The organism is Dietzia sp. 2505 (assembly GCF_040546785.1).
Classification (GTDB): Bacteria; Actinomycetota; Actinomycetes; order Mycobacteriales; family Mycobacteriaceae; genus Dietzia.
In genome coordinates this window covers 386,199-411,967 of sequence record NZ_JBEPON010000001.1, presented here as the reverse complement: position 1 = coordinate 411,967, position 25,769 = coordinate 386,199, and the positions used below count along the sequence as shown (strand labels likewise).

The window sequence follows — 25,769 nt, the reverse complement described above, 5'->3', positions numbered from 1 at the left end:
GACTTGACTGACGCGTGCGGCGTATATGACGATATCGTCAATCGATACGACGGGAGTCGAGATGCCGGTCAACCATGACGTGCACGAGGGCCTGCACGCCGATCAGGGCGCCCTGCCCGGGGAACACCCCGGGCGCCGACCGAATCCGGTCGTGAAGGCCCACGACATCGCCTGGTTGGAGTTCGACAAACCCGATCTCGTGCGCACCGCCGCGTTCGCCGTGGACTTCGGGTTCACCCCCACCTTCCAGACACCCGATGAGCTGCATCTGCGGGGCGCCCTCGCGGGGCCGCCGTGTGTCATCGTCCGTCGAGCAGCGCGGACAGCGTTCACCGGGGCGGCCTTCCACGCCGCCGACGCCGCCGACGTCCACACTCTGGCCTCCGAATGGGGGCGGCCCGTGGAGCCCCTCGGGGACGCCCTCGGAGGGTGTGCGGTCACCACCCGGGATCCCAGCGGCTGCCGCGTGCGGGTGGTCTCAGGAGTCACCGAGTGGCCGGCGCTGCCCCTGCAGAGCGTCCGCAACCCGTTCAACTTCGAACGGGACCGGACCCGCGTCAACAGCACTCAGCGACCCCCGCGCTCTCCGGCGGTCGTCGAGCGCCTCGGCCACGTCGTGCTGTCGTCGACGCGCTACCTGTCGTCGCTCAACTGGTACCTGCACAACCTGGGAATGATCGTGAGCGACTTCCTGTACTACCCCGGCCAGCGCGAACGCGGACCCGTGATGAGCTTCATCCGGTGCGACCGTGGCGGAGATGTCGCCGACCACCACACCCTGGCCCTGACGCTCGGTCCCGCCGACCGATACGTCCACTCCGCCTACCAGGTCTGCGATCTGGATGCCCTGGCCGCCGGGAGCGAGTACCTCCTCGACCGGGGCTACGACCACTCGTGGGGGCTGGGTCGCCACATCCAGGGCAGTCAGCTCTTCGACTACTGGCGCGATCCGGACGGGTTCCTGGTCGAACACTTCACCGACGGTGACCACTTCGACAGCACGGTCGACGCCGGCTGGGCCCCGATGACGGCATCAGGCCTCAACCAGTGGGGCCCGCCGGCGACCGCGGACTTCCTGGGTATCAAGCCGGGCCGCGCCGCACTGCGCGAGTTGACCTCCATTCTCTCGGCATTGCACGAGTCCGACAACGAATTCGATGTCCAACGCCTCTTCGGCCTGATGAAAGTAGCCCGCACATGAGCCTGTCCGTCCTCCGTACCGCTGACGCGTGGTGGGTGCTGGTGCCCACCGGCGCCCGTCGCATCGACACGCAGGCGACCACCACCGCCGAGCTGATCGCGGATCGTCAGGCGGTCGTCCTGGCCACGACCGACAGCGGCGAGGTCGTCGACCCGGCGAGCCTGCGACTACGGTCTCCGGTGACAGCACCGTGTCGAGTGATCGCGCAGATGACGAACTACGTCTCGCACGTCCGCGATTCCGGCATGAACCCCGACAAGGTCCCGCTGACGTTCTTCCGCAAGGCCTCTGGATCGATCGTGGGGCCGAACGACGACATCATCAAGCCCGCGCACGTGCAGCTGTTGGACTACGAGGTCGAGATCGGCCTGGTCTTCGGGGCCAGCCTTCCCGTCGGAACCACCATCGACGAGGCGACCCTCGCCGACGCCGTGGCTGGCCTCGTGATCACCAACGACGTGTCAGCCCGCGACGTGCAGCTGCCCAAAACGCAATTCTACGAGGCGAAGTCCTACCCGAGCTTCACCCCGGTCGGTCCCGTCCTGGTGTTGCTGGAGCCCGGCGAGTGGAACAGGTTCTCCACCCTCACCCTTCAGTTGCGGGTGAACGGGGTCACGCGTCAGAACAGCACGGTCGCCGACATGATCTACAGCCCCCTGGAGGCGGTGCGGACCCTGAACAGGTTCCAGCGTGTCGATGCCGGCGACCTTCTCCTGACCGGCACCCCCGGAGGCACCGCACTGACCGCACCCGCGAAACCCATCGAGATGATCGGAGCGCTGCTCCCGCCGCACCTGAAGTGGAAGGCGTTCTTCAAGCGCCAGGCCGGTAACCCGAAGTACCTGCAGGACGGCGACATCGTCGAGACGTCGGTCCGTACGGGCGACGGGACGCTGGACCTCGGCGTGCAGCGGAACGTGGTGCGCTACGCGTGATCGCCCCCACCTCATCGGCATCGTTGTGGCCGGCCTACGACACCCCCGACGACGTCGCACTGATCGAACAGACACCACTCGACGCCCGCGGGTTGCCGGCATCGACGTACGCGGTCCTCACCCGCGCGGCCGAGCAGTGGCCTGAACGCACCGCGCTGCGCGTCATGCCCGACGCGACCCGGTGGCAGCAGACCACCGACCGCACGTACGCCCAGTTGCTCGACGCCGTCGACAGACATGCCGCCGCTCTCCGCGCCGCGGGGGTCGGCGGCCGGGACGCGGTCGCCCTGCTGGCGCCGAACTGCGTCGAGCTGATCGAGGTGCTCTTCGCGGCACAGCGCGCAGGCGTCGCCGCCCAGATCAACCCGGCCATGAATTCCGACCACGTGGCCGAACTGATCATTAGATCTGGCTCGAGGGTCCTCGTCGCCGCCGGCCCCGACCTCGACCCCGCAGTCTTCTCGGGACTCACCGACATCGTGGCCGCCACCGGGATCGACACGGTGTTCCTCCTGCGCCCCACCGGAGCCGACACCGACCCCGAGGTGCCCGACCTGGGCGACGTCACAGTCGCCTACCTCGATGCGGCCGAGCTCCCCCGCGTCGCGGTCGAGGAGGACCGCAGTGCAGACGACCTCGCCGCGCTGTTCCACACCGGTGGGACCACCGGCGTGCCCAAGCTGGCCGGTCACTCGCACCGCAACGAGGTCTCCAATGCGTGGATGATCGCGGCGAACACCGTGCTCGACGAGGACTCCGTCGTCTTTGCCGCGCTCCCGCTGTTCCACGTCAACGCGTTGATCGTCACCGTTCTCGCCCCGATGCTGCGCGGCCAGACCGTCGTGTGGGCGGGACCGCTGGGGTACCGCGACCTCGCCCTCTACGGCGTGTTCTGGCAGCTCGTCCAGGCGCACGAGATCTCCGCGATGAGCGCCGTCCCCACGGTGTACTCGGTGCTCGCCCAGTGCCGGGTCGACGCCGACATCTCCAGTCTGCGAGCGTGCCTGGTCGGCGCGTCCATGCTGCCGCCCGCGGTGCGTGAGGGGTTCGAGTCCCATACGGGAGTCCCCCTGCTCGAGGGTTACGGACTCACGGAGGCGACCTGCGCCAGCGTTCGCAGTTTCTTCGAAGGCCAGCCCGCCGGTTCGGTCGGGCAACGCCTGCCCTATCAGCAGATCCGCGCCGTCGACGAGCACTGGCAGGAACTACCCGCCGGCACCGTCGGGCGGCTCGTCGTGTCGGGCCCCACCGTGTTCGCCGGCTACGTCCGCGGCCGCACCGACAACGGGTTCGATCTCGATGACGGCGGGTCTGTTCGCGACGGGTGGCTGGACACCGGTGACCTGGGATCCGTGGATGATCGCGGTTTCGTGACGCTCACCGGCCGCGCCAAGGACCTCATCATCCGCGGCGGGCACAACATCGATCCCCGCGCGGTCGAGGACGCTCTTCTCGAGCACCCCGATGTCACCGACGCCGGGGTCGTCGGTCGTCCCGACGTGCACGCGGGCGAGGTCCCCGTCGGCTATGTCACCGTCCGCGACGGCGCCACGGTGTCCGGCGGTGACCTGCAGGCGTGGGCGACCGAACGGGTCTCCGAGTCCGCGGCCGCCCCTAGAGAGGTCACGATCATCGACTCGCTGCCGGTCACCGATGTGGGCAAGCCCTACAAGCTCGCGCTGCGAGCCCTCGCCACCGAGACCGCGCTCACCGCGGCGCTCACCGACGCCGGGGCACCCACATCGGTGGACGCTCGGATCGTCGACGGTTCGATCGTGGCCGTGGTGCAGCGGCCCGGTGACGTCGACACCGCAGCCCGGGTCCTCGACAGCTACGCGATCCACTGGCAGTGGGCGCCGGCCGACGGGCGCACCCCCGCATGACCGATACCCACACCCTCGCGGCGCGTGGTGTCGCGCTCGTGCTCACCGCCACCGGCGCCGCGAAGGTCCTCGCGCTCGCACCCATGACGGAACGAGCACGTCACCTGAGATTCTCCGAGCGGGCGTTCCGCATCGTCGGTGCCTGCGAGCTCGCTGGCGTGGCCGGGATCCTGCTCGGGCGGCGCCACCCGCGTGTCGGTACGGCGGCCGCGGTCGCGGTCTGCACGTTGATGGGCGGTGCCTACCGGGCTCACCGGCGTGCCGGTGATGGCTGGACAGCCACCGTCCCCGCCGTCGTCGTCGGCGTCGGTGCCGCGCACTCCGCCACACGTGCACTGGAACAGAGTGGGACCCGATGAGCCGACACAATGCACCCGTTCTCATCGTCGGTGCCGGACCGACGGGTCTCGCCGCGGCGGCGATGCTCGCCGACCTCGGGGTGCCGTCGATCCTCCTCGAGCGGTGGGACGCGATCTACCCGCAGCCGCGTGCCGTACACCTCGACGACGAGGTGTACCGCATCATCGCGCGACTCGGGCTCGGTCCGAGGTTCGCGGAGATCTCCCGCCCTGCCCTGGGCCTGCGTCTGGTGACCTCGTCGTTGCAGGTCATCGCCGAATTCCCCCGCGACCCGGGCGTGGGCGTGAACGGTTTCCCTGCGGCGTCCATGTTCGATCAGCCCCGACTCGAGGAACTCCTCCGTAGCGCCGTCGCCCGCCGCGCGGACCTCGTCACCTTCCGCTCCGGGGTCGAGGTGAGCGGTATCGATCAATCCGATACGGGAGTCACGGTCTCGGCGACCGACCGCGACACGGGTGAGCCGATCACGTTCCGGGGAAGCTACCTGCTCGGCTGCGACGGCGCCGGCAGCATCACCCGTTCGGCGATCTCGTCCGAGTGGCGAGATCTGGGGTTCAGCCAGCGGTGGCTCGTCATCGACGTCGAGACGCCGGCCGATCTACGCCAGTGGGACGGCGTGGCACAGGTGTGCGACACCCACCGAGCGGCCACCTACATGCGCGTCGGCCAGACCCGCTACCGCTGGGAGTTCCAACTACTCGACCACGAGACGGCCGAGGACTACGCCCACTACGACGCGGTTGTACCGCTCCTGCGGCCCTGGCTCGAGGGTGTCGACGCGGCAGACCTGCGGCTGGTCCGGTCAGCCGAGTACACCTTTCAGGCGCGGGTCGCCCGATGTTGGCGTGATCGCCGGGTCTTCCTCCTCGGTGACGCGGCGCATCTGACGCCACCGTTCATCGGTCAGGGGATGGGCGCGGGTCTGCGCGACGCGGCGAACCTCAGTTGGAAGCTCGCCGCCGTCCTAGAGGACGGGGCGCCGTCATCGACCCTCGATTCCTATGAGCGGGAGCGCATCCCCCACTGCACCGGTCTCATCCGCCTGGCGATGGTGACGGGGGCCGCCATGACCGGCGGTGGTCACGGCGGCGATGTACTCCGCCGCACGATCGCGCCCGTACTCGCGGGGTTTCCGGGACTGGCGACGAGACTGACCGACAGCACGACCCCCGCACTCCGGCCGTCCTGCTACGTCCGACGCGGGGCGGTGGGCTCCGGGATTCCGCGCTGGGTGACGGCTCAGGGCGCAGCCGGCCTGGCCGGGCGGCTCGCGCCCAACGCCGTGGTGACCGCGGACGGACGCCGCCTCGACGATGACACGGCGGGCTTCCGGATCATCACCGTGAAAGCACCCACCCCCGAGCAGGAGTTCGAGATCCGGCGTCGGGGCGGGACCACAGTCGTCGTGGCGCCCGACAGTCCCCTCGGGCAGTGGTTGGGCGCCCACCACGCACGAGCGGCCATCGTGCGACCCGACGCGACGGTGATGGCGGCGGGCCGCTCGGTCGCGGAGGTGTACACCCTGTTCCCGAGCGTGCGGCCGACCGGGACGCCGATAGTCGCTACAGCTGTGTAGCTGGCCATCAGGCTCCGGCGGTGAAGTCCGGCCGGTAGATCATCAGTGCCAGGACGATCACCCAGAGCACGTTGAATATCCCCGTGTGCATCGCGAGTTGCTTCGAGGTCCGGTCGACGTCGTCCGTGGCCGTTGTGGCGTTGGGTCCTTGGCCCGCTGGGAGAAGTCGCTTCTGCCTGGGCAGGATGCCGAGGATCAGCACAACAGCGGCCCCGGCGGTGAGGGCCATCGAGACCAGTAGCCAGGCCTGCCCGAGCACTCCGAGTCTCACACCCAGCGCCAACCCGGCGACGGGCACGATGATCCCGATGACGGCGTAGACGCGGGTGATGCGATGGAGGGTGGCCGTCACCGCTCCCCTGGCCGGGGCGGCAGGCTGGGCGTGGGCAGCTCGCGCGGCGGGCGGGAACATGCTCGCCGCGATGGCGACGGGACCGATGGCCAGGATCGCCCCCAGGATGTGGACGAAGAGCAGAAGGCCGGTCACGCCGCGCTCCGGTGTCCGGTGACGCGGGTTCGGGGCAGGCGGCCGGCTCGAGAGTGGCCGCTGAGGCGATCGCTCTCGACCATGACATCGAAGTCGAGAGTCAATCGCATCGGCTTGTTGATGCGCTGTCGCCAGGTCGCGTGGCCGCTGATCGGGTCGAGGCGGATGTCCTCGAGTTCGACGGTCTCGTCGGTGCTCGAGGCCTCACCGGTGAGCCCGGAAGATCCTTCGATGAAACGATAGGTGACGCGGAGGGTGCCGATGGGGGTCCCGAGTGCGAGGTCCCAGGTCCCCGTGAGCGCGCTTGTCATGGTGTGGTCCTGTCCGGGCGTGTCGGGGTGGTCAGCGAGTGGCGGGGACGCGGGGCTGATCCCGCCACACAGTGCCGCGGCGCTCGTACTCGAAGAGTTCTTCGACGGCGCGGGCGATCTGCGGTCCGTATTCACGTTCGAGCAGGTACAGCCCGAGGTCGAGGCCGGAGGTGACGCCTCCTGCCGACACGACGTCGCCGTCGTCGACGACCCGGGCGCGGACCGGCCGCGCACCGGTCGCGTCGAGCACGTCCATACCGAGCGAATGGGTGACGACGTTCCGATCCTCGAGGAGGCCTCCCATCGCCAGAGCCAGCGACCCGCCGCACACGGTGGCCACGAGCACCAGTGGGTTCCTCATCGCCTGGTCGATCAACGGCAGCCCGGGGCCGGCGGCAAACCTGGAGAGCAGAACGGGGATCGTCTCGACCCCGTCGTCAGGGTCACCGTCGACCGGACCTGAGGCACCCGGAACGATGACCATCCCCGGCCGGGACGGATCGAGCCGGCCGGTGGCGCCGAGCGTGAGCCCGCGTGTCCCCGACACCACCGTTCGAGCACCTTCCGCCGAGACGAGCTCGACGTCGAACTCGTCCCCCAGTTCGTCGCTTCCTGCGGAGAGGACCTCGAACGGAGCGATCACGTCCAGTGGATCAAACCCGTCGAACAGGACGATCTGTGCGGCAGCACGCATGGCTGAGGTACCCCTTCCGCGCGGCAAGGGTTGCCGCACCGGGTCAACTCTGGTCCAGGGAGATCTCTCGCACGAGTGGCTTCACGGCCATCTTTCACCATTATCTGGCCACCCCCTTCCCGCGTCCAATGTCGACCACATAAGCGCAGGTATTCTTGGCGAATGCACACGGTCGCGGTGGTCGCACTCCCTGACGTCATCGCGTTTGATCTGGCCACGGTCGTCGAGACCTTCGGCCGCGCCGTACTCCCCGACGGTCGAATGGCGTACCGGGTCGTCGTCGCCGGCCCCGGACACGACGTGGATGCCGGGCCGATGCGCATCACCCCCGGCGAGGGACTGGATGCTCTGGCCAGAGCCGACACGATCGTCGTCCCCGGCAGGAACCTCCCGGACGCTCCGGTGGCGCCGGAGCTCCGTGACGCTCTGCGGGCCGCGGCATCGGAGGGGACGAGGATCGCATCGATCTGCGTGGGCGCCTTCGTCCTCGCTGATGCGGGCCTCCTCGACGGCACGCGCACAACCACACACTGGCTGGCCACCGAACTGTTCGCCCACCAGTATCCGGGAGTCACCGTCGAACCGGATGCGCTCTACATCGACAACGGCCAGATCCTCACTTCGGCCGGCGCCAGCGCGGGAATCGACCTGTGTCTGCACATGATCCGCCGCGACCACGGCACGGCCGTCGCCGCACACGCCGCCCGTCTCGCCGTTGCACCCCTCCACCGCAGCGGAGGCCAGGCCCAGTTCATCCTGCGCAATCCACCGACGTATCGGACCGACTCCCTCGACGGCGTCCTCATCTGGATCGAGAACAACGCCCATCTCCCGCTGACGCTCTCCGACATCGCGGAGGCGGCCCACAGCAGTGTGCGGACCCTGAACCGGCGCTTCCAACGCGAGACCGGGCAGAGTCCGATCGAGTGGCTCACCGGCGTACGCATCCGCCATGCCCAGGAACTCCTGGAGACGACGGATCGACGAGTCGAACACATCGCCCGCCACGTCGGCTTCGGTACGCCCAGCAACTTCCGCACACAATTCCGACGAACCGTCGGGGTCACACCCAGCGACTACCGGGCCACCTTCGCCGGAGAGCTACGGTCCCGGACTCCCACACGCAACTCCTGAGCCCCAGGTGCCGGGGGGAACGCCGGGGCGGTCGGTTCCGGACCAGGTCAAGATCGTTGAGGACACTGGTCGTGAACTCGCTGAGCGGGTCCGATGACGTCCCGCCCGGGGCGGGACCTCCAGTTCATGGCCGGGCTGACCCCCTCGCACCGGTGGACGACTCGGCGATCCGTTTGATCGCCGCGAGCGTCTTCGGGATGCCGTCGAGAGCTTGCTGCGTGCGGTCGGTGATCTCAGCGGGCGCCCGGTCACCGAACTTCTCCTCGAACATGGCGATCCCGCCGGGCAGGAAGTCCCAGGACTCGGTGAGCAACGTCCCTGTCGGCGCGGGGGCGAGAGTGAACCCCCAACGGACGAAGCTGCCGCCCACGACCCAGGCGAACTCGCGCCCATGCTCGGCCGCCACCACCACCGACCGGGTCTCCCACGTCCGGTGCGGGAGCTCGTTGTGACCAGTGAACCAGGCACCGACCCGACCGGCCTCGGCCTGGTCGTCCCACCTGCACGAGGTGCAGACCGGACTCCACTCGCCGGTACGGGTGATGTCGGAGACCACGTCGTAGAGCGTCTCGGCCGACGCCTCGACGGTGACGGACTCGCGGTGACTGCGGATGCCGGTTCCGCTCATATCTCCACCCTCTTCAACCGGGTCACTTCTTCTGACGCCGGCTGCCGCCGTGCCAGTCCTCCTGCGTGCCGACCGTGTCGGCGTCGACTCCGAGCGCGGCCAGCTGTGGCAGCTCACGCAGGCTGCGCTTGAGCTCCGCGAAACCCGGGAAGCGGGCCAGCCCGACCACGTGGTCCCACAGCTCGGCTGCCGAGTCCTCGTGGGGCAGCCGACTGATCACGGGCCCGAAAAAGGCGACGCCGGTCGGTGGCTCGAAGTGGATGATGGGCGTGCCCACGTCCTTGCCCGTCAGCGAGAGCGCCTCGTCGGTCTCCTGGCGGATCTCGGCGTCCCACGAGTCGTCGTCGAGCGCGTCCGCCAGCTCGAGGGGCAGACCAGCGTCGGCGAGGATGCGCTCGGCGAACTCGGGAGTCCCGCGCCGCTCACGCTCCTCGCCCTCGCTGCGGTCATCGCCGGCGTCCGGAGCGGTATCGAAGATGTGCGCCCCGAAGGCCGCGTACAGCGGGGCCATCGCCGCCCGGCCATGCTCGGCTCGCGCACGAGCCGCCACCCTCAGGAGCCGCAGCCCGGCGGTATGGCCGGCTTCGTACTCAGGAGGGAAGTGCGCGTCGTAGTCGACCTCGGCGTTGACCAGGCGCAACGAGATGAACCGCCAGTCGACGGTGTAGTCGCGCTGCGCCTGCACCTGGCGCACCCATTTGCTGGTCAACCAGGCGAAAGGGCAGACCGGGTCAAAGTAGAAGTTGATGTCGGCGTCCATCCGCCCACCCTAGCCATGTGTTCTGTTGATGCCGGTCGGGTACAACCGAGCTCCTCGACGTCGTCCTTCGACACCCCCGGTGCCCACGGTGGTCTCGCGCGGGCGAATCACCTGGTTGCCCGTGGTGACCTTGTTCACGCGGTGCACGATCAGGCGGCGTCGAGGTTCAGGTAGTCCTCCCGGTACGGGCCGATCTCCCGGAGCTGGGAGACGGTGGACACCTTGCTCCCGAGCCCACGCTGCGGTCGATGTCCAACTCCCCGGGCCACACTCCTCACCCTGAGCACGTCGCGAACCATCGTCAGGGCGGCGCATGCGAGACCCACTGCGGGAGTACTCGATGTGGGGAACGCGAGTCAAATCTTTCGTTCGGACAGATCGCGTCCCTTCTGGACTCAGCTGTTCGTCGCTAGCGTTCGGCCCACTCGATCACCCACTCATCCAGGAGTTTCGTCATGACACGGTTCGCCGAACCCCTCCGCCGCCTCGCTGTTCTCACTGTCGCCCCGATGCTGATGATGACGGCGGCCTGTGGCGGCGACGCCGAGGGCGACGCTGCCGAGGGCCAGACGTTCGTCCTCAAAGTCACCGACGGAGCCAACGCGGGGCCCCTGGCCGTGGGCAAGCGAGACGGCAGCTTCGACGAGGCGCTCGCGCCGCTCGGGGCGCGTGTGGAGTGGGTTGAGGCGGCTCCCAGCGTGAGCGCCAACCTCAAGCTCTTCAGCACCGGTGAACTCGATGTGTCGGAAGGCGCGTTCAGCCCCGTCGTCGGTGCGTTATCCAAGGAAGTCGACCTCCGGATCGTCGCTGCCGCCGAGCAGGGCGGCCAGGATCAGAGCGGCATCATCGCCCGCCCGGATTCCGGCATCGAGTCTGTGGAGGACCTCGAAGGCAAGCGGGTCGCCGTGAATCCTGCCGCCAAGGGCGAGTACCTCACTCTGCTCGCGTTGGAACAGGCCGGCGTCCCCGTCGACTCGGTCGAGCGGGTGCCGCTGCAGATCAAGGACGGCGCCTCGGCGTTCTCCACCGGACAGGTCGACGCCTGGGCCTCGTTCAACGCCCCCTACCAGTAGGCCAAGGCGAACGGCGCCGTGGAACTGGTCAACGAAGGTGACCTCGGTTCGCAGGACCGCAAGGTCCTCCTCGTCCGGGGCTCAGTGGCCGAGGAGCGCCCCGATGTGGTGGCCGCGTTCCTCGAGAACCTGCAGGACCTGGTGATCCGGCAGGCCTCCGAACCGGAGGACTTTCAGAACGTCTTCACCACCACCGGCCCGACCGCGTTGAGCGGCACCCGCCTGGAGGACGCGATCGCCGTCGGTCGCCAGGCCCTGCCCCCGATCCCGCCGGGTGAGGACGAGGCCGCCGCGCTCGAGGAGGTCTCCCGCGTGTTCACCGAGTACGGCGTCACACCGGATCAGCTCTCCGCGCAGGACGTCTTCCTCGACCTGCGTCCGCTCGTCTCCCCCGAGCAGGCCGCCCGGATAGATCGTGGAGAGGGACAGTGACCAGCACCGTCGTCTCGGACGGCCCCGTCGACGCCGCGTCTACAGGAGACGCGGACACAGGCCGGGCTCGATCCGTGGTCCCCGTCGAGACCCCCAAAGTGCGGACGAGCTCGCCCCGCCCGTGGTGGCTCTCGCTCACCCTCCGGATCTCCGTACCGGCCGCGATCGTCGCCGCGTGGTGGATCGGCTCGGCCGCCGGGCTCATCCCGCCAGAGATCCTGGCCGGTCCTCCCTCGGTGTGGACCGCCGGGGTGGAGCTCACCCAGTCCGGTGAGCTCGCCGCCTTCGCCGCCGCGTCCTTCCAGCGCGCCGCGGTCGGCGTCACCCTGGGTGTCCTGATCGGGCTGGTGTGCGGCGCCCTGGCCGGGTTGTACGCCCTGGGTGAGGAACTCATCGACGCCACCATGCAGATCAACCGGGCGATCCCGTTCCTGGCCCTGGTGCCGCTGTTCATCGCGTGGTTCGGGATCGACGAGGGCTTCAAGATCGTCCTCATCGCAGTGGCGACCGTGAGCCCGATGTACGCGTACACCTACCTGGGCGTGCGCAACGTCGACCGCAAGATGGTCGAGGCCGCCCGCAGCTACGGGCTCACCGGACCGGCGCTGATCTTCGGCGCCATCCTCCCCTCGGCGCTGCCGAGCATCCTCATGGCACTGCGGATCTGCCTCTCCATCAGCATCACCGGCCTCATCGCCGCCGAGCAGATCGGCACCCGGGAGGGCATCGGCTACCTCGCCACCATGGCGCAGGAGTACAACCGGACCGACTACATGGTCCTCTGTGTGGCCCTGTACGCCCTGCTGGGCCTGGCGTTCGACGCGGTCGTCCGGGTCATCGAGAAGACCGCCATGCCGTGGCGGGGACAGGTGGCGAACCGATGAGCGTCACCCCGGTCGGCACCGACGCGAACAGCGTCGATTCAAGCAGCGTCGATTCGGGCAGCGTCGATTCGGGCAGCGGCACAGAGCTACCGCCGCTCCGCGACCGCACCCCCACCGCGAACACCGCGCAGGAACGGCGGCGAGGCCGCCCCGTCGCCGTCTCTCTGCGGAGCCTGAACAAGAGTTTCGGCGCCAAGGTCGTACTGCAGGACATCGACCTCGACATCCACAGCGGGGAGTTCGTGGTGCTGCTGGGCCCCAGCGGCACCGGGAAGACGACCCTGCTCCGCCTGCTCGACGGGCTCGAGGGCCCCGACTCCGGCGAGATCCGCGTCCCCCGCGCCCGGACCACCGTCTATCAGGAGCCGCGGCTCATCCCGTCCAAGAAGGTGCTCGGAAACGTCACCCTCGGTCAGCGCCGGTCGGCCTCCACCCGAGCGGCCGCGCTGCGGGCACTCGGGGAGGTGGGCTTGGCCGACCGCGCCGGCCAGTGGCCCGCCACACTCTCCGGCGGCGAGGCACAGCGCGTCGCCCTGGCCCGAGCCCTGGTCAGGGAGCCGGACCTACTCCTGCTCGACGAACCCTTCGCCGCGCTGGACGCGCTCACACGGCTCCAGATGCAGGACCTCGTGGGTGATCTCGTGGCCACCCACAGCCCCGCCGTGCTCATGGTGACCCATGACGTCGACGAAGCTGTCCGGCTGGCCGACCGGGTGCTCGTCCTCGACAACGGGCGGATCGCACTCGACGTCGACATCGACCTGGCCCGCCCCCGCGACCGTAGCGACCCGGTCGCTCTCACCTACCGCACACAGTTCCTCGCCCGCCTCGGCGTGGGACGTCTCTCCACCGACAGGACCTGATCATGACAATCGATACTCTCTGGTACACCCGCTGCCCGGTGCCCACGGCGAGCGGCATCGCCCACGGACTCGGCACGCTCGCCCACGTCGCTTCCAGCGCGGGCCTGGACTTCAGGATCCTCCAGGACACGGACCCCGCGACCGCCCTGCATCACTTCGACCACCAGCTTCCCGGGCTGATCCGCGAGGGCGGTAATGTCCCCGCCCTGGCCGCCCGCGCGGCCGGCGCCCCCACCCGTCTCATAGGACTGACCTGGGTCGACGAGGCCCAACAGATCCTCGTGGCCCCAGCCTCCGACATCACCTCCGCCGCCGACCTGGCCGGTCGCCGCATCGCCATCCCCGCGTGGGCCGCCGACGGAGCCCGGAGCTTCCCGCGGGCCATGGCTCTGCACGGCTTCTCCGCGACGCTTGCCCTCGCCGGGCTCACGCTGGCCGAGGTCGTAGTCGTCGAGGTGGATGTGGAGCGCGCCCCCGAGGTCCGCGACAGCGCCGATCACGACAGATCCGACCCGGGGCGATCCATCACCACCGCCGGGGTCGCCGAACTCCTGGCCGGGGAGGTGGACGCCATCTATGTCAAGGGTGCCCGCGGCCGCGACACCGCCCGCGAGCACGGGCTGCGGATCGCAGTGGACCTCGACACCACAACCACCCCGTATGGCCGGGTCAACAACGGCACACCCCGCCCGATCACCGTCCATGAACAACTCCTGGCCGATCACCCCGAGGTCGTGGAGGACTTCCTCGTCCGCAGCCTCGACGCCGCAGCATGGGCGGCCACCGACCTCGAGGGCGTCCGCGGGCTGCTCGCCCGCGAGACCTTCGCCGAGGGCCCCGGGGTGATGGACGCCTACGGCGAGACATTCCACGCAGGCCTGGCCCCCACCCTGGACGCCGAACGGCTCGACCTGCTCGCAGTGCAGGAGCAGTTCCTCTACACCCATGGGTTCCTCGCCGGCCGCGTCGACGTCGCGGCCTGGGCCGACCCGGCACCTCTCGAGCGTGCCGTCGCCACCGCCACCGCACGCCGGACCGCCCATACGGCGGGAGTAGGCGCATGAGCGAGTTCGTCTGGCGGTTGCCCTCCCGTGGAGACGGGCGCAGCGCTCGGGCCGCCGAGCGCACCCGCGGCGGCTTCGGCGATCCCGCCCCCACCATCGCCACAGACATCCGGCGAATCAGCCCGTTCGACAACCTCGATCAGGTGATCGACGCCGCCGAACTCACCGGGTGGGACGGGGTCCTCGCCCCGCACGATCCGCTCGGAGAAGAGTCCTGGGTGGTCACCGCCTCCGCACTGCGCGCCACCCGCTACGTCCGTGGCGTAGTGGAGTTCACCCCGACCTTCGGCACCCCGGTCTACGCGGCCAAGATGTCCGCCACCCTCCAGACCATCTCCTCCGGGCGGCTCGACTGGCGGATCCACGTGGACGTTGACCCCGACCAGGCCCGGGCACTCGGCGACGACCTCACCGGAGAGGAGCGCTACCGGCGCGCAGACGAATTCCTCACCGTCGCCCGCGGCGTGTGGAACAACGACCCGGTGCCCGGCGCGGGCTTCCGCGGCACCGGTGCCACCCACTCCGGTGAGTACTTCCACGTCCTGGACGGCGGCTTCCGCGGAATCCTCTCGGGCCGCCCATTCTCCCGGGTCCTGCTCTCCGGGTCCTCGGAGGCGGCACTGGAGCTGTCTTCGGCGCACGCCGACATCCACCTGCTCACCCTCGACGATGACCCGGCGCTCGGTGCCGAAGTACAGCGCCGAGCCGCCGACCACGGCCGGACCGTGCGGCTGGGCCTGGAGTTGCCGGTGGTCGCACGGGAGACCGACGACGAGGCCTGGTCCCGAATCGACCGGCTACTCCACCAGGTCCACCCGGACGCCCCCGCCGCGGGTCCGGACCCCGACGCCCGCCCGGACGAGTGGTCCGGCTTCGACGCCTTCGGCTACCCGACCGCTCGCGGCCTCGTCGGCTCGTACGACCGGGTGGCCCGGCGATTCGCCGAGTGGTCGCACAACGGGATCGACTACTTCGTGGTAACCGGGCATCCCCACATCGACGAGCTCCATCGGGGCGGGGAGCACTGGCTGCACCTCGCCGACCCGGCCGGACGCACGCTCACCGCCGAGGAGACCAGCGCATGACGATCGATTTCTACTGGCGGATCGGCATGGAGGGAGACCACGCGTCGCTCCGGACCCCGCGCCGCTACAACCGCGGTAACGCCGGCGGGTACGCGGCCGGCAACATCGCACCCACCATCCGACAGGGTCGACTGGACTCCTACAGCTACATCGATCACGTGGCAGCGGTGGTAAAGGCCAGTGAGTCGGCCGGGTTCCTCGGCGGCCTGCTCCCGTCGTTCCCCGTCACAGACGACCCCTGGGCCACAGCGGCGGCCCTCGCCCGCGAGACCAGCACATATCGGTTCATGGTCGCCTTCCAGCCGGGCTTCCTGCATCCGGTCCAGGCCGCGCGGATGACAGCGAGCATGCAGCGAGCCACCGGTGGCCGGTTGCTCTACAACGTCATCAGCGGAGGCGGCGGTCCCGCCCAACTGTGGTGGGGCGACAAAGTCGACCACGACGACCGATACGCCCGAACAAGCGAGTTCCTCGACGTCCTCAAGGGCGTCTGGAACGGCGAGCCCTTCGACTACGACGGCCGCTTCTACCGCACCCGCGGCGCCGCGCTCCCGCCCGGCCTCGCCGGCCAGGCGTTCCCGGAACTGTTCTTCTCCGGGTCCTCCGGCGCGGCGGTGGATGCGGCGGGCCGGCACAGCGACTACTACCTCTCGTGGCTGGAGCCTTTTGCCGATCTCACCGCCAAATTCGACAGCGTCAGGGCCCACTCGGAACGGATCGGTCGACGACCCCGGTTCGCGGTGCGAATCGACATCGTCGCCCGCCACACCGAGGAGGCCGCCTGGGCGGAGGTCGAAAAGGGCTGGGCCTTTGTCGACCGCGAGGCTGCGCGCTCCGCCGCCCGAGGTGACTCGGTGGGCGCCGCCCGCATCGCCGGCTGGGTTCCGGAGACCATCAACGGCTACCGGGACCTCGAGGTCCAACCCAACGTGTGGGCCGGTTTCAACCTCATCCGGGGCGGGCCGGCGTTCGGGCTGGTCGGCAGCTACGAGCAGGTCGCCGAGCGACTGGATGAGCTCGTGGCCCTGGGCGTCGATGCCTTCATCCTCGCCGGCAACCCCCACCTCGAGGAGGCCTACCGCGTGGGCGAGGAGGTCCTGCCTCTGCTCGGCCGGCACCGCCTCACCCCGCCCGACTCACCTCGCACGCTTGCCGGACTCACCGACAACCTCACCACCACCACCGAAAGGATCCCGTCATGACCACTGTCGAACCCCAGCTCTCCACCGAAGTCCTCGAGTTCGCCGCCGCCTCGGCCCGCGATGCCGAGACCGCCTACCGCGTGTTCCACGAGACCGGCACCGTGCGCGGCAGCGGCACCGTGAACTTTGTCGAGCGCGTGCCCGGCGAGGACCTCGCCGTCCAGCTCAACCCCCCGGGGCCCTGGTCCACCGAGACAGTCATCGAACCGGTCATCGCGACCTTCGACGGTCATGTCCTCTCCGGCCGCGGCCACGCCGCGTTCGTCCCGACCTTCGGCCGGGTCTTCCGAGAGCGCCCCGAGATCACCTCCGCGGTGCACGTGCACTCCCCCTGGCTCGGCGGCTGGGCGCAGACCCACCAGCCCCTGCCCATCCGCTACGCGGCCTCCCAGCGCCTGACCCTCTCCCGACAGGTCTACCCGCACCTGGACCGGTCGGTGAACGCGGGCGACTTCATTCTCGAGAAGCTGCAGATCGACCCGGATCTGGTGGCGATCTTCGAGGCGAACGGTGGCTCCCACGTGATCGGTCGCTCCGGGCTGATCGCCCTCGCCAAGTTCGTCGTGTTGCTGGAGGAGGGGGCCAACTACCAGGCCATCGGTGAGACTCTCGGCGGTTCGCAGGAGTTCGACGAGACGAACCTCGTCGAGCAGTGGTCCCGGACCGGACTGCTGGAGGAGGCGCGTCACCGGGGCCTGGTCTCGCAGTAGGACGGCCCCGTTCTGCAGCCGCCACCGCCGCCCGTCTTCACCGGGCGGCGGTGGCGGCCGTGGCGGCCCCGTCGGACCGCTAGCCGGACCTGCCCGACCGTCCGGTGGTTTGGTTCACCCTGAACGAAACAGTTCTGTGTTCACGCACCCTGTCATTACCTTGAGCCTCTGATGCCGACCGACAGACATGGCGAAAGTGGACACAACATGATCAACAGACGGACCATCTCGAGGCTGGGGACCAGCATTCTGGGCACAGGGCTGACCGCCGCCCTCGTCGCCGGATGTGGGGGTACGGCGTCCGGGGACGAGCTGTCGATCGTCGGCTTCGCAGTGCCCGCGGAGGGCAACGCGGCGGTACAGGAGGCGTTCGCCGAGACTCCGGCCGGTGAAGGTGTCTCCTGGCTCACCTCCTACGGCGCGTCCGGCGACCAGTCGCGAGCCGTGGCCAACGGCCAGCCGGCCGATGTCGTCCATTTCTCCGTGGAACCGGATGTCACCCGGCTCGTCGACGCAGGACTGGTCGACCAGGGCTGGAACTCCGGCCCCAACAACGGATTCCTCACCGACTCCGTCGTGGTGCTGGTGGTGCGCGAGGGCAACCCCGAGAACATCACCGACTGGGAGGACCTGGCCCGTGACGGCGTCGAGATCGTCACGCCCAATCCCGGTTCCTCGGGCGCCGCACGGTGGAACATCCTCGCGGCGTGGGCCTCGGTGTTGCAGAAGGGCGGTACGGAGGAGGAGGCCGCCGAGTTCCTCGAGTCCGTCATCGGCAACGTCGCCGCGTTCCCCGGATCGGGGCGCGATGCCACCACGGCGTTCCTCGACGGCACCGGAGACGTCCTGATCTCCTACGAGAACGAAGCGATCCTCGGCAAGCAGCAGGGACAGGAGTTCGAGTACATCGTCCCGGACCGCAACCTGCTCATCGAGAACCCCGCGGCCGTGACCACCTCCGCCCCGGAGACCGCGCAGGAGTTCCTGGACTACGCCCTGAGCCCCGAGGGTCAGGCGATCTACGCGCAGTACGGCTTCCGCCCCTTGAGCCACCTCGCGGATCAGGTGGAGATCGGAGAGGTCGACGGCGCTACCGATCCCACGGATCCGTTCCCGGAGGTCGCCGAGCTCTACACGGTCGACGGCGACTTCGGCGGATGGAAGGCGGTCGTCGACAAGTACTTCGACGACGACGGAGTCATCACCCAGATCATCCAGAATTCCGGCCTGAACTGACGATGGCCACTGTCATCTCACCGCCGTCGACGCCGGCCACCCGGCGTCGGCGGCGCACGTCGCGCACCACCCTCACCCGGCCGGCCGGCGTCGCCCTGGGAGTGGCGGTGCTGTGGTTCAGTCTGCTGGTGCTCATCCCCCTGGCCCTGGTGGTGATCTCCTCGGCCGAGGGTGGTTGGCAGACCTTCTGGGCCACCTTGACCAATGTCCAGACCGCCAACGCCATCAGGCTCACCCTGCTCTCGGCGCTCGCGGCGACGGTGGTCAACATCGTGATCGGCACGCTGATCGCCTGGGTTCTGGTCCGCGACAGGTTCCCGGGCAAGCGTGTGATCGAGCTGGTGATCGACATCCCCTTCGCCCTGCCCTCGCTGGTCGCCGGGTTGGTGCTGCTGAGCCTCTACGGGCCGAACAGCCCGATGGGGCTAACCATCGCGGGGACCCCGTACTCGGTCTTCCTGGCGGTGCTGTTCGTGACCCTGCCGTTCGTGGTGCGCACCGTGGAACCCGTCCTCCTCGAGCTCGACCCGCAGGTGGAGCAGGCCGCCCGGTCCCTCGGCGCGTCGCGGGCGGTCACGTTCCGGCGGATAGTCCTGCCCACCCTCACACCGGCCATCGCCGCCGGAGCCACCCTGTCCTTCGCCCGGGGAGTAGGAGAGTTCGGCGCGCTGGTGCTGTTCACCGGCAACCGGCCCAACATCTCCGAAGGCGCCCCGATCCGCATCCAGAGCTACATCGAGATTGACAACGTGGCCGCGGCCGCCACTGTCGCCGTGGTCCTGCTCGCGGTGGCACTACTGGCCATCGCGACCCTCGAACTCATCTCACGGAGGGTGGCGCGCCATGGTTGAGCAAACTCCGTCAACCCGGCCCCCGGATATCGACGACCCGGCGACCGTGCCTGTTCGACGGCGCCGGTCGGTGCCTCCGTGGGCGGGTGTCCGCCTCGTCGTCGTCATCACCTACCTGTTCCTACTCATCGGCTGGCCGCTGCTGATGATCGTCCAGCGGACATTCTTCGACGGCTCCAACCACCTTGTCTCCGCTCTGCAGAACCCGTCCGTGCAGAACGCCCTGCTCATCACCCTCTCCAGTTCGCTGTGGGCGGTGGCACTCAACACGGTGTTCGGCATCACCCTGGGGATCCTTCTGGTGCGCCACGAGTTCCCCGGCAAGCGACTCCTCAGCTCATTCATGGACCTACCGGTCTCCGTCTCACCGATTATCGTGGGCCTCGCACTGCTGTTGGCCTATGGTCCCGCGCACGGGTGGCTCGGCCGGCCGCTCGCAGAGATCGGCATTTCCGTGATCTTCTCCTACACCGGCATCGTCCTGGCCGTCACCTTTGTCTCCCTGCCGCTCGTCCTGCGCGCCGTGGTTCCCGTGCTCCAGGAGATCGGCGACGACCAGGAGACCGCCGCCCGCAGCCTGGGAGCCTCGGGGCGGCAAGTCCTGTGGCGGATCACCCTGCCGGCCATCAAGTGGGCGGTCGCGTACGGCGTGGTGCTCACCTTCGCCAGGGCGATCGGGGAGTTCGGCGCCGTGCTGATCGTCTCCGGCGGCATCGTCAACCGCACCGAGACGGCGACGATCGCCGTGCAGCGGCTCCACCAGGGATTCGATACGGGGAGCTCGTACGCCATCGGCTTCCTGCTCGCGCTCATCGCCGTGGCCGCACTGGTGATCGTCATGATTCTTCGACCGAAAGAGGACCCCCGTGGGGATTGAGATCTCAGGCGTCAGCAAGCGGTACGGTGACTTCGTCGCACTCGACGACGTCACCCTCTCCGTGCCCTCCGGCGGGCTCACCGCACTGCTCGGACCGTCCGGGTCGGGCAAGACCACGCTGCTGCAGATCCTCGGCGGTCTCGAGAGTGCGGACTCCGGCACCGTCGAGATCGACGGCCGCGACACCACGAACGTGCCGGCGCAGAAGCGGAACGTCGGCTTTGTCTTCCAGCACTACGCCGCCTTCAAGCACCTGACGGTGGCCAGGAACGTGGCCTTCGGTCTGGAGATCCGCAAGGTGCCCAAGCCGGAGATCCGGCGGCGCATCGATGAACTGCTGCAGTTGGTCCAGCTCGCCCAGTTCGGCGACCGGCTCCCGGCCCAGCTCTCCGGCGGGCAGCGGCAGAGAATGGCGCTGGCCCGCGCACTCGCGATCGAGCCCAGCGTCCTGCTGCTCGACGAACCGTTCGGGGCCCTGGACGCCAAGGTCCGCAAGGAGTTGCGCGACTGGCTGCGCCGGCTGCACGACGAGGTCCACGTGACCTCGGTGTTCGTCACCCACGACCAGGAGGAGGCCCTGGAGGTGGCCGACACCATCGTCGTGATCAACCATGGCCGGGTCGAGCAGATCGGCACTCCGGAACAGCTGTACGACCACCCGGCCAATGAGTTCGTCTTTGGTTTCCTGGGCCCTGTCACCAGGCTCGGAGGTGTGCTTCTGCGCCCGCACGACGTGCTGGTCTCGAGCGGCCCGGAGTCCGGCGGCCTCCCCGGGCGGGTCGTCCGATGGAAGCGGGTCGGGTTCGAGATCCGCTACGAGGTGGAACTCGACGACGCTCCCGGCGCGGAGCGGGTCCACGGCCAGCTGACCCGCACCGAGGCCACAGCGACCGGGATCGGGCACGGGGACCGGGTGTGGGTGCGCGCTCACCCGGGTGCCGACGTGCTTCGGGAATCAGCATCGGGGGCAGCGCCGGAGCGGGATGTCGTGAACGTGCGGGGCTGACGGCTACGTGACCGAACTGCTGGTCGCCTTTGCCGCAGGCCTGGTGATCGCGACCCTGACCACCCCGGTGGGCATCTCCGGCGCGGTTTTCCTGCTGCCGGTCCAGCTCCAGCTACTGTCGGTCTCCAGTCCGCAGGTGACGCCCACCAACCTGCTCTACAACATCGTCTCCGCCCCCGGCGCGCTGTGGAAGTTCCACCGCCGCAGAGCCTTCACCGGCTCGGCCGGCTTGACGGTGCGCCTGCTCACCGGCACCGTCCCGGGGGTGCTGCTCGGTGCTGGTGTCCGGGTGTTCCTGGCACCCGGCGAGGACGTCGTGCGGCTCCTGGCCGTAGCTCTGCTGGCACCGATCAGCTACTCCCTGTTGCGTCCTCGTCGACCGGGCGGCGTTACGAGCAATCCCGGCCGGCTCCCGGCGTGGATAAGCAGTCACCAGCGCACGGCCGCGTTCGTGGTTGGCGTAGTCGGCGGCGTCTACGGCATCGGAGGGGGGTCACTCCTCTCTCCCCTGCTGGTCGCCGGGGGACTGACCGTGGGCCTCGTCGCACCCGCTGCGTTGGCCACCACGTGGATCACCTCAGTGGTCGGCGCGATCGCGTTCACCGTGCTGGCACGGTTCTCGACCGACCCGGTCTCACCGGCGTGGGGAATCGGCCTCGCCTGCGGATTGGGCGGGTTGATCGGCGGATATCTGGGGGTGGTGCTGCAGCCGCGGATCCCGGAGCGCGGACTCCGGGCGGGCCTCGGTGTGGCCGCCCTCGTCGTCTCCACCCTCTACCTCGTGCAGCTCCTCGTGTGAACTCCCCCATCCGCAGATGCCACGGGTCCGCGGGTGCCGGGACCGGCTGGCGCGGGTCGACAGTCAGCAGCCGCGAGATCACGTGAGTCACTGGCAGTCCAGCGTCAGCCCCGATCCGGGTCAGGCGGCGTCGAGGTACAGGTAGTCCTCCCAGTACGGGCCGATCTCCCGGAGCTGAGAGACGAGCCGCCACGTCCGGCCCCTCGGCGCCACCAACGGCACACGCAGTTCCCACCCCAGCTCGGACAGGAGCTTGTCGGCCTTCCGGTGATTGCACGGCGCGCAGGAAGCCACACAGTTCTCCCACACGTGTTGGCCCCCGCGGCTGCGCGGGATCACGTGATCGACCGTGGTCGCGCGGGCATTGCAGTACCCGCACCGGTGAGAGTCGCGGTGCATCAGGGCGGCCCGCGTCATGGGCACCTGCGCCCGGTACGGGATCCGCACGTACTCGCGGAGCATGATCACCGAGGGCACGCGAACGGCCGTGTCGACCGACCGCACCAGGATCTCGTTCGGGTGATCGTGGACCACCACCGCCTTGCCCCCGAGCAGCATCACCACGGCGCGGCGGGCGGGGAGGGCGGTGAGGGCCTCGTAGCCGGCGTTGAGCAGGAGAACCCGGGGCGCGGAGGCCAGCGGGACGTGCGGGTCCGGGACACGCTCGAGTCGAACAGGGGGACGCGACCCCGGTTGTCGGTACTCCGAATTCTCGCGCACGGCTGTGCCCATAGTCGGTCTCCGCTCGTCTGCTCCGAGCCCAGTGCAACACTGTCAACCGGGCCCGTAGTGAACCTCGCCTGCAACGATGATGCACCCTCGATGAACACTTCGCGCGCGATCACCGCGTACCGGTTGTCCGCAGTGTTCTCCGGCCGTTGCCGACGGGTGGTGGGGTCGGACCCCCTGGCGGATCCCGAGGGCATGATGGGGGGCATGAGCAGCACTACCTTCTATGACGAGATCGGCGGCGCGGAGACCTTCCGGAAGCTGGTCCACGAGTTCTACCGGCGGGTCGAGGTCGACCCGGTGCTGCGGCCGCTGTACCCGGAGGACGACCTGGGTCCGGCCGAGGAGCGCATGCGGATGTTCCTCGAGCAGTACTGGGGCGGCCCCACCACCTACTCGGAGCAGCGCGGCCACCCCCGGCTCCGGATGCGCCACAACCCCTTCCGCGTGGACCGCGCCGCCCACGACGCCTGGCTCACGCACATGCTCGCCGCCGTGGACACGATCGACCGCGCGACCATGGACGACGAGCACAGGGCGGCGATGGTCGAGTACCTCACGCGGGCCGCCGCGATGATGGTCAACACCCCGGAGGACGTGTGACCTCCCCGGCCCATGCGACTCGGCCGTGGGAGGACATGGTTCTCTACCAGATCTACCCGCGCTCCTTCGCCGACTCCGACGGCGACGGCACCGGTGATCTGCAGGGTGTGATCGACCGCGTCGGCTACCTGGAACTGCTGGGCGTGGACGGGGTGTGGCTGTCCCCCATCATGCGCTCCCCCGGCGCCGACCACGGCTACGACGTCTCGGATCCTCGGGACGTGGATCCGTTGTTCGGAGACGTCGAGACGCTGCGCCGACTGGTGGAGGCGCTTCACGCCGCGCGGATGGTCCTGATCATGGACCTGGTGCCCAATCACTCGAGCGTCGAGCACCCGTGGTTCGCCGCCGCCCTGTCGGCGGGTCCCGGCAGCCCCGAGCGCGAACGCTACTTCTTCCGCGACGGCCTCGGAGAGGACGGCTCCCAGCCGCCCAACAACTGGCCCTCGGTGTTCGGCGGGCCCGCCTGGACCCGCGTCACCGAGCCGGACGGCACACCCGGGCAGTGGTACCTGCACCTCTTCGCCCCGGAGCAGCCGGACCTCGACTGGTCGCACCCCGACGTGGGCGACGACCTAGAGGAGACCCTGCACTTCTGGCTCGACCTGGGGGTCGACGGGTTCCGGATCGACGTGGCGCACGGACTGGCCAAACCGGACGACCTGGCCGACCTGCCGGACGATGTGGAGATCGCCCAACTCGTCGTCGACGAGCGCGACGCACGGTGGGACCGGCCCGGCGTCCACGACGTCCACCGGCGGATCCGCGCGGTCGTCGACGAGTACCCGGGCGCGGCGACCTTCGGCGAGGTGTGGGTGGGCCCGGCCGACCGGTTCGCCCGATACCTCCGCCCCGACGAGCTGCACTTCGCGTTCCACTTCCCGCTCACCGGCGCCCCCTTCGAGGCCGGCGCCGTGCGCGAGGCGATCGACGCCACGCTCGAGGCCTCACGCATCGCCGACTCTGCCCCGACCTGGGCGTTGTCCAACCACGACGTCGTACGAGAGGTGACCCGATACGGAAACGGCGCCGTCGGCACCGCGCGGGCCCGGGCGATGCTGCTGGTCGAGCTGGCCCTACCGGGGATCACGTTCCTCTACGAGGGGTCCGAGCTGGGTCTGCCGAGCGACTTCTCGATCCCCCACGACCGGCTGACCGACCCCACCTGGGAACGCAGCGGCCACGCGGAGATGGGTCGCGACCACTGCCGCGTCCCGATCCCGTGGGAGGGCTCCACGCCGCCGTACGGCTTCTCGACCACCGATCACACCTGGCTCCCGATGCCGGGCAACTGGGACCACCTGACAGTGGAGGCCCAGATCGAGGACCCGGCCTCCACCCTGTCGTTGTACCGGGCCGCCATCGAGACCCGGCGCTCGTGGCGGGGCCCGTGCACCGCGTCCGTCGAGTGGTACGGGGCGCCGTCCGGCTGCCTGGCGTTCCGGCGCAACGACGGCGTGGTGTGCGCGCTCAATACGTCAGACCGGTCGGTGCCCCTGCCCCGGGGCGAGGTGCTGCTCTCCTCCGGACCCCTCTCCCCAGGACCACCCAACCCGGAATCCCCCACCGGCGAGATCCTCCCGCCGGACACCGCAGTATGGTTACGGCCACACTAAGAACGGGGATTAACCATGAGGTTGGCGGAGAAGACGGCGATTGTCACCGGCGGCGCCGGCGGGATCGGCAGGGGCATCGTCCGGGCGTTCGTCAAGGAGGGAGCCCGCGTCCTTGCGGTCGACATCAACGACGCGGCCGGCGGTGCCCTGGCCGACGAACTGGGTGATAGCGTCCGCTACCTCGCGGCGGACATCTCGGTCGAGGACAACGCCCGCGTCATCGTCGAGACGGCTGTCGAACACTTCGGACGGCTCGACGTCCTGGTCAACAACGCCCACGCGTCACGCCAGGCGACACTGCTGGAGACCACCCGGGAGATGCTGGACCTGTCCTTCGACACGGGGTTCTACCCCACCTTCTGGCTGATGCAGGCCGCGCACCCACACCTGGCCACCGGGGGTGGCTCGGTGATCAACTTCGCCTCGGGCGCCGGCATCGAGGGAAGCCCCACCCAGGCCTCGTACGCGGCGGCCAAGGAGGCCATCCGCGCCATCTCCCGGGTGGCGGCCAACGAGTGGGCCCGGGACGGCATCAACGTCAACGTGATCTCGCCGCTGGCCCTGACCGAAGGGGTCGAGGCGTACCTCGAGGCCAACCCCGGTATCGAGAAGCACCTGCTGTCCGGGACCCCGATGCGCAGGTTCGGCGACCCCGAGGCGGACATCGGCCGCGTCGCGGTGTTCCTCGCCAGCGAGGACGCCCGCTACATGACGGGGCAGACTCTCATGGCGGACGGCGGCAGCGTCAAGCTCCGGTAGCACTGGGCTCC

General features: G+C 69.3%; 26 protein-coding genes and 1 pseudogene. 21 read left to right on the top strand and 6 right to left on the bottom strand.

The window, feature by feature from the left end:
* The first annotated feature begins 61 nt into the window (after positions 1-61).
* The 5 genes from ABIE38_RS01870 to mhpA are packed head-to-tail and all read left to right on the top strand — an operon-like array spanning position 62 to position 5,955.
* Positions 62-1,201 (top strand): VOC family protein, encoded by a 1,140-nt coding sequence (locus ABIE38_RS01870; RefSeq protein WP_354053751.1) that lies wholly within the window; start codon positions 62-64, stop codon positions 1,199-1,201.
* The gene (locus ABIE38_RS01865) at positions 1,198-2,136 is read left to right on the top strand and encodes a fumarylacetoacetate hydrolase family protein (protein ID WP_354053750.1); all 939 of its coding nucleotides are present in this window, start codon (positions 1,198-1,200) and stop codon (positions 2,134-2,136) included. Before ABIE38_RS01870 ends, ABIE38_RS01865 begins: the two co-directional genes overlap by 4 nt.
* Positions 2,133-4,019: an acyl-CoA synthetase gene (locus ABIE38_RS01860; RefSeq protein ID WP_354053749.1), complete on the top strand. Its 1,887-nt coding sequence runs from the start codon at positions 2,133-2,135 to the stop codon at positions 4,017-4,019. Before ABIE38_RS01865 ends, ABIE38_RS01860 begins: the two co-directional genes overlap by 4 nt.
* On the top strand, positions 4,016-4,378 hold the full coding sequence (locus tag ABIE38_RS01855) for a DoxX family protein (RefSeq protein ID WP_354053748.1): 363 nt from the start codon (positions 4,016-4,018) through the stop codon (positions 4,376-4,378). Before ABIE38_RS01860 ends, ABIE38_RS01855 begins: the two co-directional genes overlap by 4 nt.
* Positions 4,375-5,955, top strand: a complete 1,581-nt coding sequence (mhpA, locus tag ABIE38_RS01850) for a bifunctional 3-(3-hydroxy-phenyl)propionate/3-hydroxycinnamic acid hydroxylase MhpA (protein ID WP_354053747.1) — start codon at positions 4,375-4,377, stop codon at positions 5,953-5,955. Before ABIE38_RS01855 ends, mhpA begins: the two co-directional genes overlap by 4 nt.
* Positions 5,956-5,962: 7 nt before the next feature.
* Here mhpA and ABIE38_RS01845 read toward each other — a convergent pair whose 3' ends face one another.
* Genes ABIE38_RS01845 through ABIE38_RS01835 form a run of 3 tightly spaced genes read right to left on the bottom strand, consistent with a single transcriptional unit; the run spans position 5,963 to position 7,447 of the window.
* Positions 5,963-6,442, bottom strand: a complete 480-nt coding sequence (locus tag ABIE38_RS01845) for a DUF2269 family protein (RefSeq protein ID WP_354053746.1) — start codon at positions 6,440-6,442, stop codon at positions 5,963-5,965.
* Positions 6,439-6,753 (bottom strand): hypothetical protein, encoded by a 315-nt coding sequence (locus ABIE38_RS01840; protein WP_354053745.1) that lies wholly within the window; start codon positions 6,751-6,753, stop codon positions 6,439-6,441. The genes ABIE38_RS01845 and ABIE38_RS01840 overlap by 4 nt, the downstream gene beginning before the upstream one ends.
* 31 nt (positions 6,754-6,784) lie before the next feature.
* Complete coding sequence (locus tag ABIE38_RS01835) at positions 6,785-7,447, bottom strand: DJ-1/PfpI family protein (protein WP_354053744.1); 663 nt, start codon at positions 7,445-7,447, stop codon at positions 6,785-6,787.
* A 162-nt stretch (positions 7,448-7,609) separates the two neighbouring features.
* On the opposite strand from ABIE38_RS01835, the gene ABIE38_RS01830 reads away from it, so the two are divergent.
* Positions 7,610-8,581, top strand: a complete 972-nt coding sequence (locus tag ABIE38_RS01830) for a GlxA family transcriptional regulator (RefSeq protein WP_354053743.1) — start codon at positions 7,610-7,612, stop codon at positions 8,579-8,581.
* A 124-nt stretch (positions 8,582-8,705) separates the two neighbouring features.
* On the opposite strand, the gene ABIE38_RS01825 is transcribed toward ABIE38_RS01830, so the two are convergent.
* The gene (locus ABIE38_RS01825) at positions 8,706-9,209 is read right to left on the bottom strand and encodes an SRPBCC family protein (RefSeq protein ID WP_354053742.1); all 504 of its coding nucleotides are present in this window, start codon (positions 9,207-9,209) and stop codon (positions 8,706-8,708) included.
* Positions 9,210-9,231: 22 nt separating this feature from the next.
* Positions 9,232-9,969 (bottom strand): mycothiol-dependent nitroreductase Rv2466c family protein, encoded by a 738-nt coding sequence (locus ABIE38_RS01820; protein ID WP_354053741.1) that lies wholly within the window; start codon positions 9,967-9,969, stop codon positions 9,232-9,234.
* Positions 9,970-10,424: 455 nt separating this feature from the next.
* On the opposite strand from ABIE38_RS01820, the pseudogene ABIE38_RS18090 reads away from it, so the two are divergent.
* The 12 genes and pseudogenes from ABIE38_RS18090 (at position 10,425) to ABIE38_RS01755 (ending at position 22,051) form a co-directional block, all read left to right on the top strand.
* Positions 10,425-11,474 (top strand): annotated as a pseudogene (locus ABIE38_RS18090) (NrtA/SsuA/CpmA family ABC transporter substrate-binding protein).
* 74 nt (positions 11,475-11,548) lie between these two features.
* Positions 11,549-12,358 (top strand): ABC transporter permease, encoded by an 810-nt coding sequence (locus ABIE38_RS01805; RefSeq protein ID WP_354054065.1) that lies wholly within the window; start codon positions 11,549-11,551, stop codon positions 12,356-12,358.
* Entirely contained in the window at positions 12,355-13,221 is an 867-nt protein-coding gene (locus ABIE38_RS01800) for an ABC transporter ATP-binding protein (RefSeq protein ID WP_354053738.1), read from the top strand. The genes ABIE38_RS01805 and ABIE38_RS01800 overlap by 4 nt, the downstream gene beginning before the upstream one ends.
* 2 nt (positions 13,222-13,223) lie before the next feature.
* On the top strand, positions 13,224-14,285 hold the full coding sequence (locus tag ABIE38_RS01795) for a substrate-binding domain-containing protein (RefSeq protein WP_354053737.1): 1,062 nt from the start codon (positions 13,224-13,226) through the stop codon (positions 14,283-14,285).
* On the top strand, positions 14,282-15,370 hold the full coding sequence (locus ABIE38_RS01790; protein ID WP_354053736.1) for an LLM class flavin-dependent oxidoreductase: 1,089 nt from the start codon (positions 14,282-14,284) through the stop codon (positions 15,368-15,370). The genes ABIE38_RS01795 and ABIE38_RS01790 overlap by 4 nt, the downstream gene beginning before the upstream one ends.
* A complete protein-coding gene (locus ABIE38_RS01785; protein WP_354053735.1) occupies positions 15,367-16,572 on the top strand; it encodes an LLM class flavin-dependent oxidoreductase in 1,206 nt (401 codons plus the stop codon). Before ABIE38_RS01790 ends, ABIE38_RS01785 begins: the two co-directional genes overlap by 4 nt.
* Complete coding sequence (locus tag ABIE38_RS01780) at positions 16,569-17,282, top strand: class II aldolase/adducin family protein (RefSeq protein WP_354053734.1); 714 nt, start codon at positions 16,569-16,571, stop codon at positions 17,280-17,282. The genes ABIE38_RS01785 and ABIE38_RS01780 overlap by 4 nt, the downstream gene beginning before the upstream one ends.
* A gap of 207 nt (positions 17,283-17,489) precedes the next feature.
* Complete coding sequence (locus ABIE38_RS01775) at positions 17,490-18,518, top strand: sulfate ABC transporter substrate-binding protein (protein ID WP_354053733.1); 1,029 nt, start codon at positions 17,490-17,492, stop codon at positions 18,516-18,518.
* 2 nt (positions 18,519-18,520) lie between these two features.
* Complete coding sequence (locus ABIE38_RS01770; protein WP_354053732.1) at positions 18,521-19,369, top strand: ABC transporter permease; 849 nt, start codon at positions 18,521-18,523, stop codon at positions 19,367-19,369.
* Positions 19,362-20,246, top strand: a complete 885-nt coding sequence (locus ABIE38_RS01765) for a sulfate ABC transporter permease subunit (protein ID WP_354053731.1) — start codon at positions 19,362-19,364, stop codon at positions 20,244-20,246. The genes ABIE38_RS01770 and ABIE38_RS01765 overlap by 8 nt, the downstream gene beginning before the upstream one ends.
* Positions 20,236-21,252, top strand: a complete 1,017-nt coding sequence (locus tag ABIE38_RS01760) for a sulfate/molybdate ABC transporter ATP-binding protein (protein ID WP_354053730.1) — start codon at positions 20,236-20,238, stop codon at positions 21,250-21,252. The genes ABIE38_RS01765 and ABIE38_RS01760 overlap by 11 nt, the downstream gene beginning before the upstream one ends.
* 7 nt (positions 21,253-21,259) lie before the next feature.
* Entirely contained in the window at positions 21,260-22,051 is a 792-nt protein-coding gene (locus ABIE38_RS01755; protein WP_354053729.1) for a TSUP family transporter, read from the top strand.
* Between the two features lie 120 nt (positions 22,052-22,171).
* On the opposite strand, the gene ABIE38_RS01750 is transcribed toward ABIE38_RS01755, so the two are convergent.
* On the bottom strand, positions 22,172-22,783 hold the full coding sequence (locus ABIE38_RS01750; protein ID WP_354053728.1) for an HNH endonuclease: 612 nt from the start codon (positions 22,781-22,783) through the stop codon (positions 22,172-22,174).
* 204 nt (positions 22,784-22,987) lie between these two features.
* Here ABIE38_RS01750 and ABIE38_RS01745 point away from each other — a divergent pair, with 204 nt between their 5' ends.
* Genes ABIE38_RS01745 through ABIE38_RS01735 form a run of 3 tightly spaced genes read left to right on the top strand, consistent with a single transcriptional unit; the run spans position 22,988 to position 25,758 of the window.
* Complete coding sequence (locus ABIE38_RS01745) at positions 22,988-23,383, top strand: globin (RefSeq protein WP_354054064.1); 396 nt, start codon at positions 22,988-22,990, stop codon at positions 23,381-23,383.
* Between the two features lie 35 nt (positions 23,384-23,418).
* Complete coding sequence (locus ABIE38_RS01740) at positions 23,419-24,999, top strand: glycoside hydrolase family 13 protein (protein ID WP_354053727.1); 1,581 nt, start codon at positions 23,419-23,421, stop codon at positions 24,997-24,999.
* 15 nt (positions 25,000-25,014) lie between these two features.
* Positions 25,015-25,758, top strand: a complete 744-nt coding sequence (locus tag ABIE38_RS01735; protein ID WP_354053726.1) for an SDR family NAD(P)-dependent oxidoreductase — start codon at positions 25,015-25,017, stop codon at positions 25,756-25,758.
* The last annotated feature ends 11 nt before the right edge of the window (positions 25,759-25,769 follow it).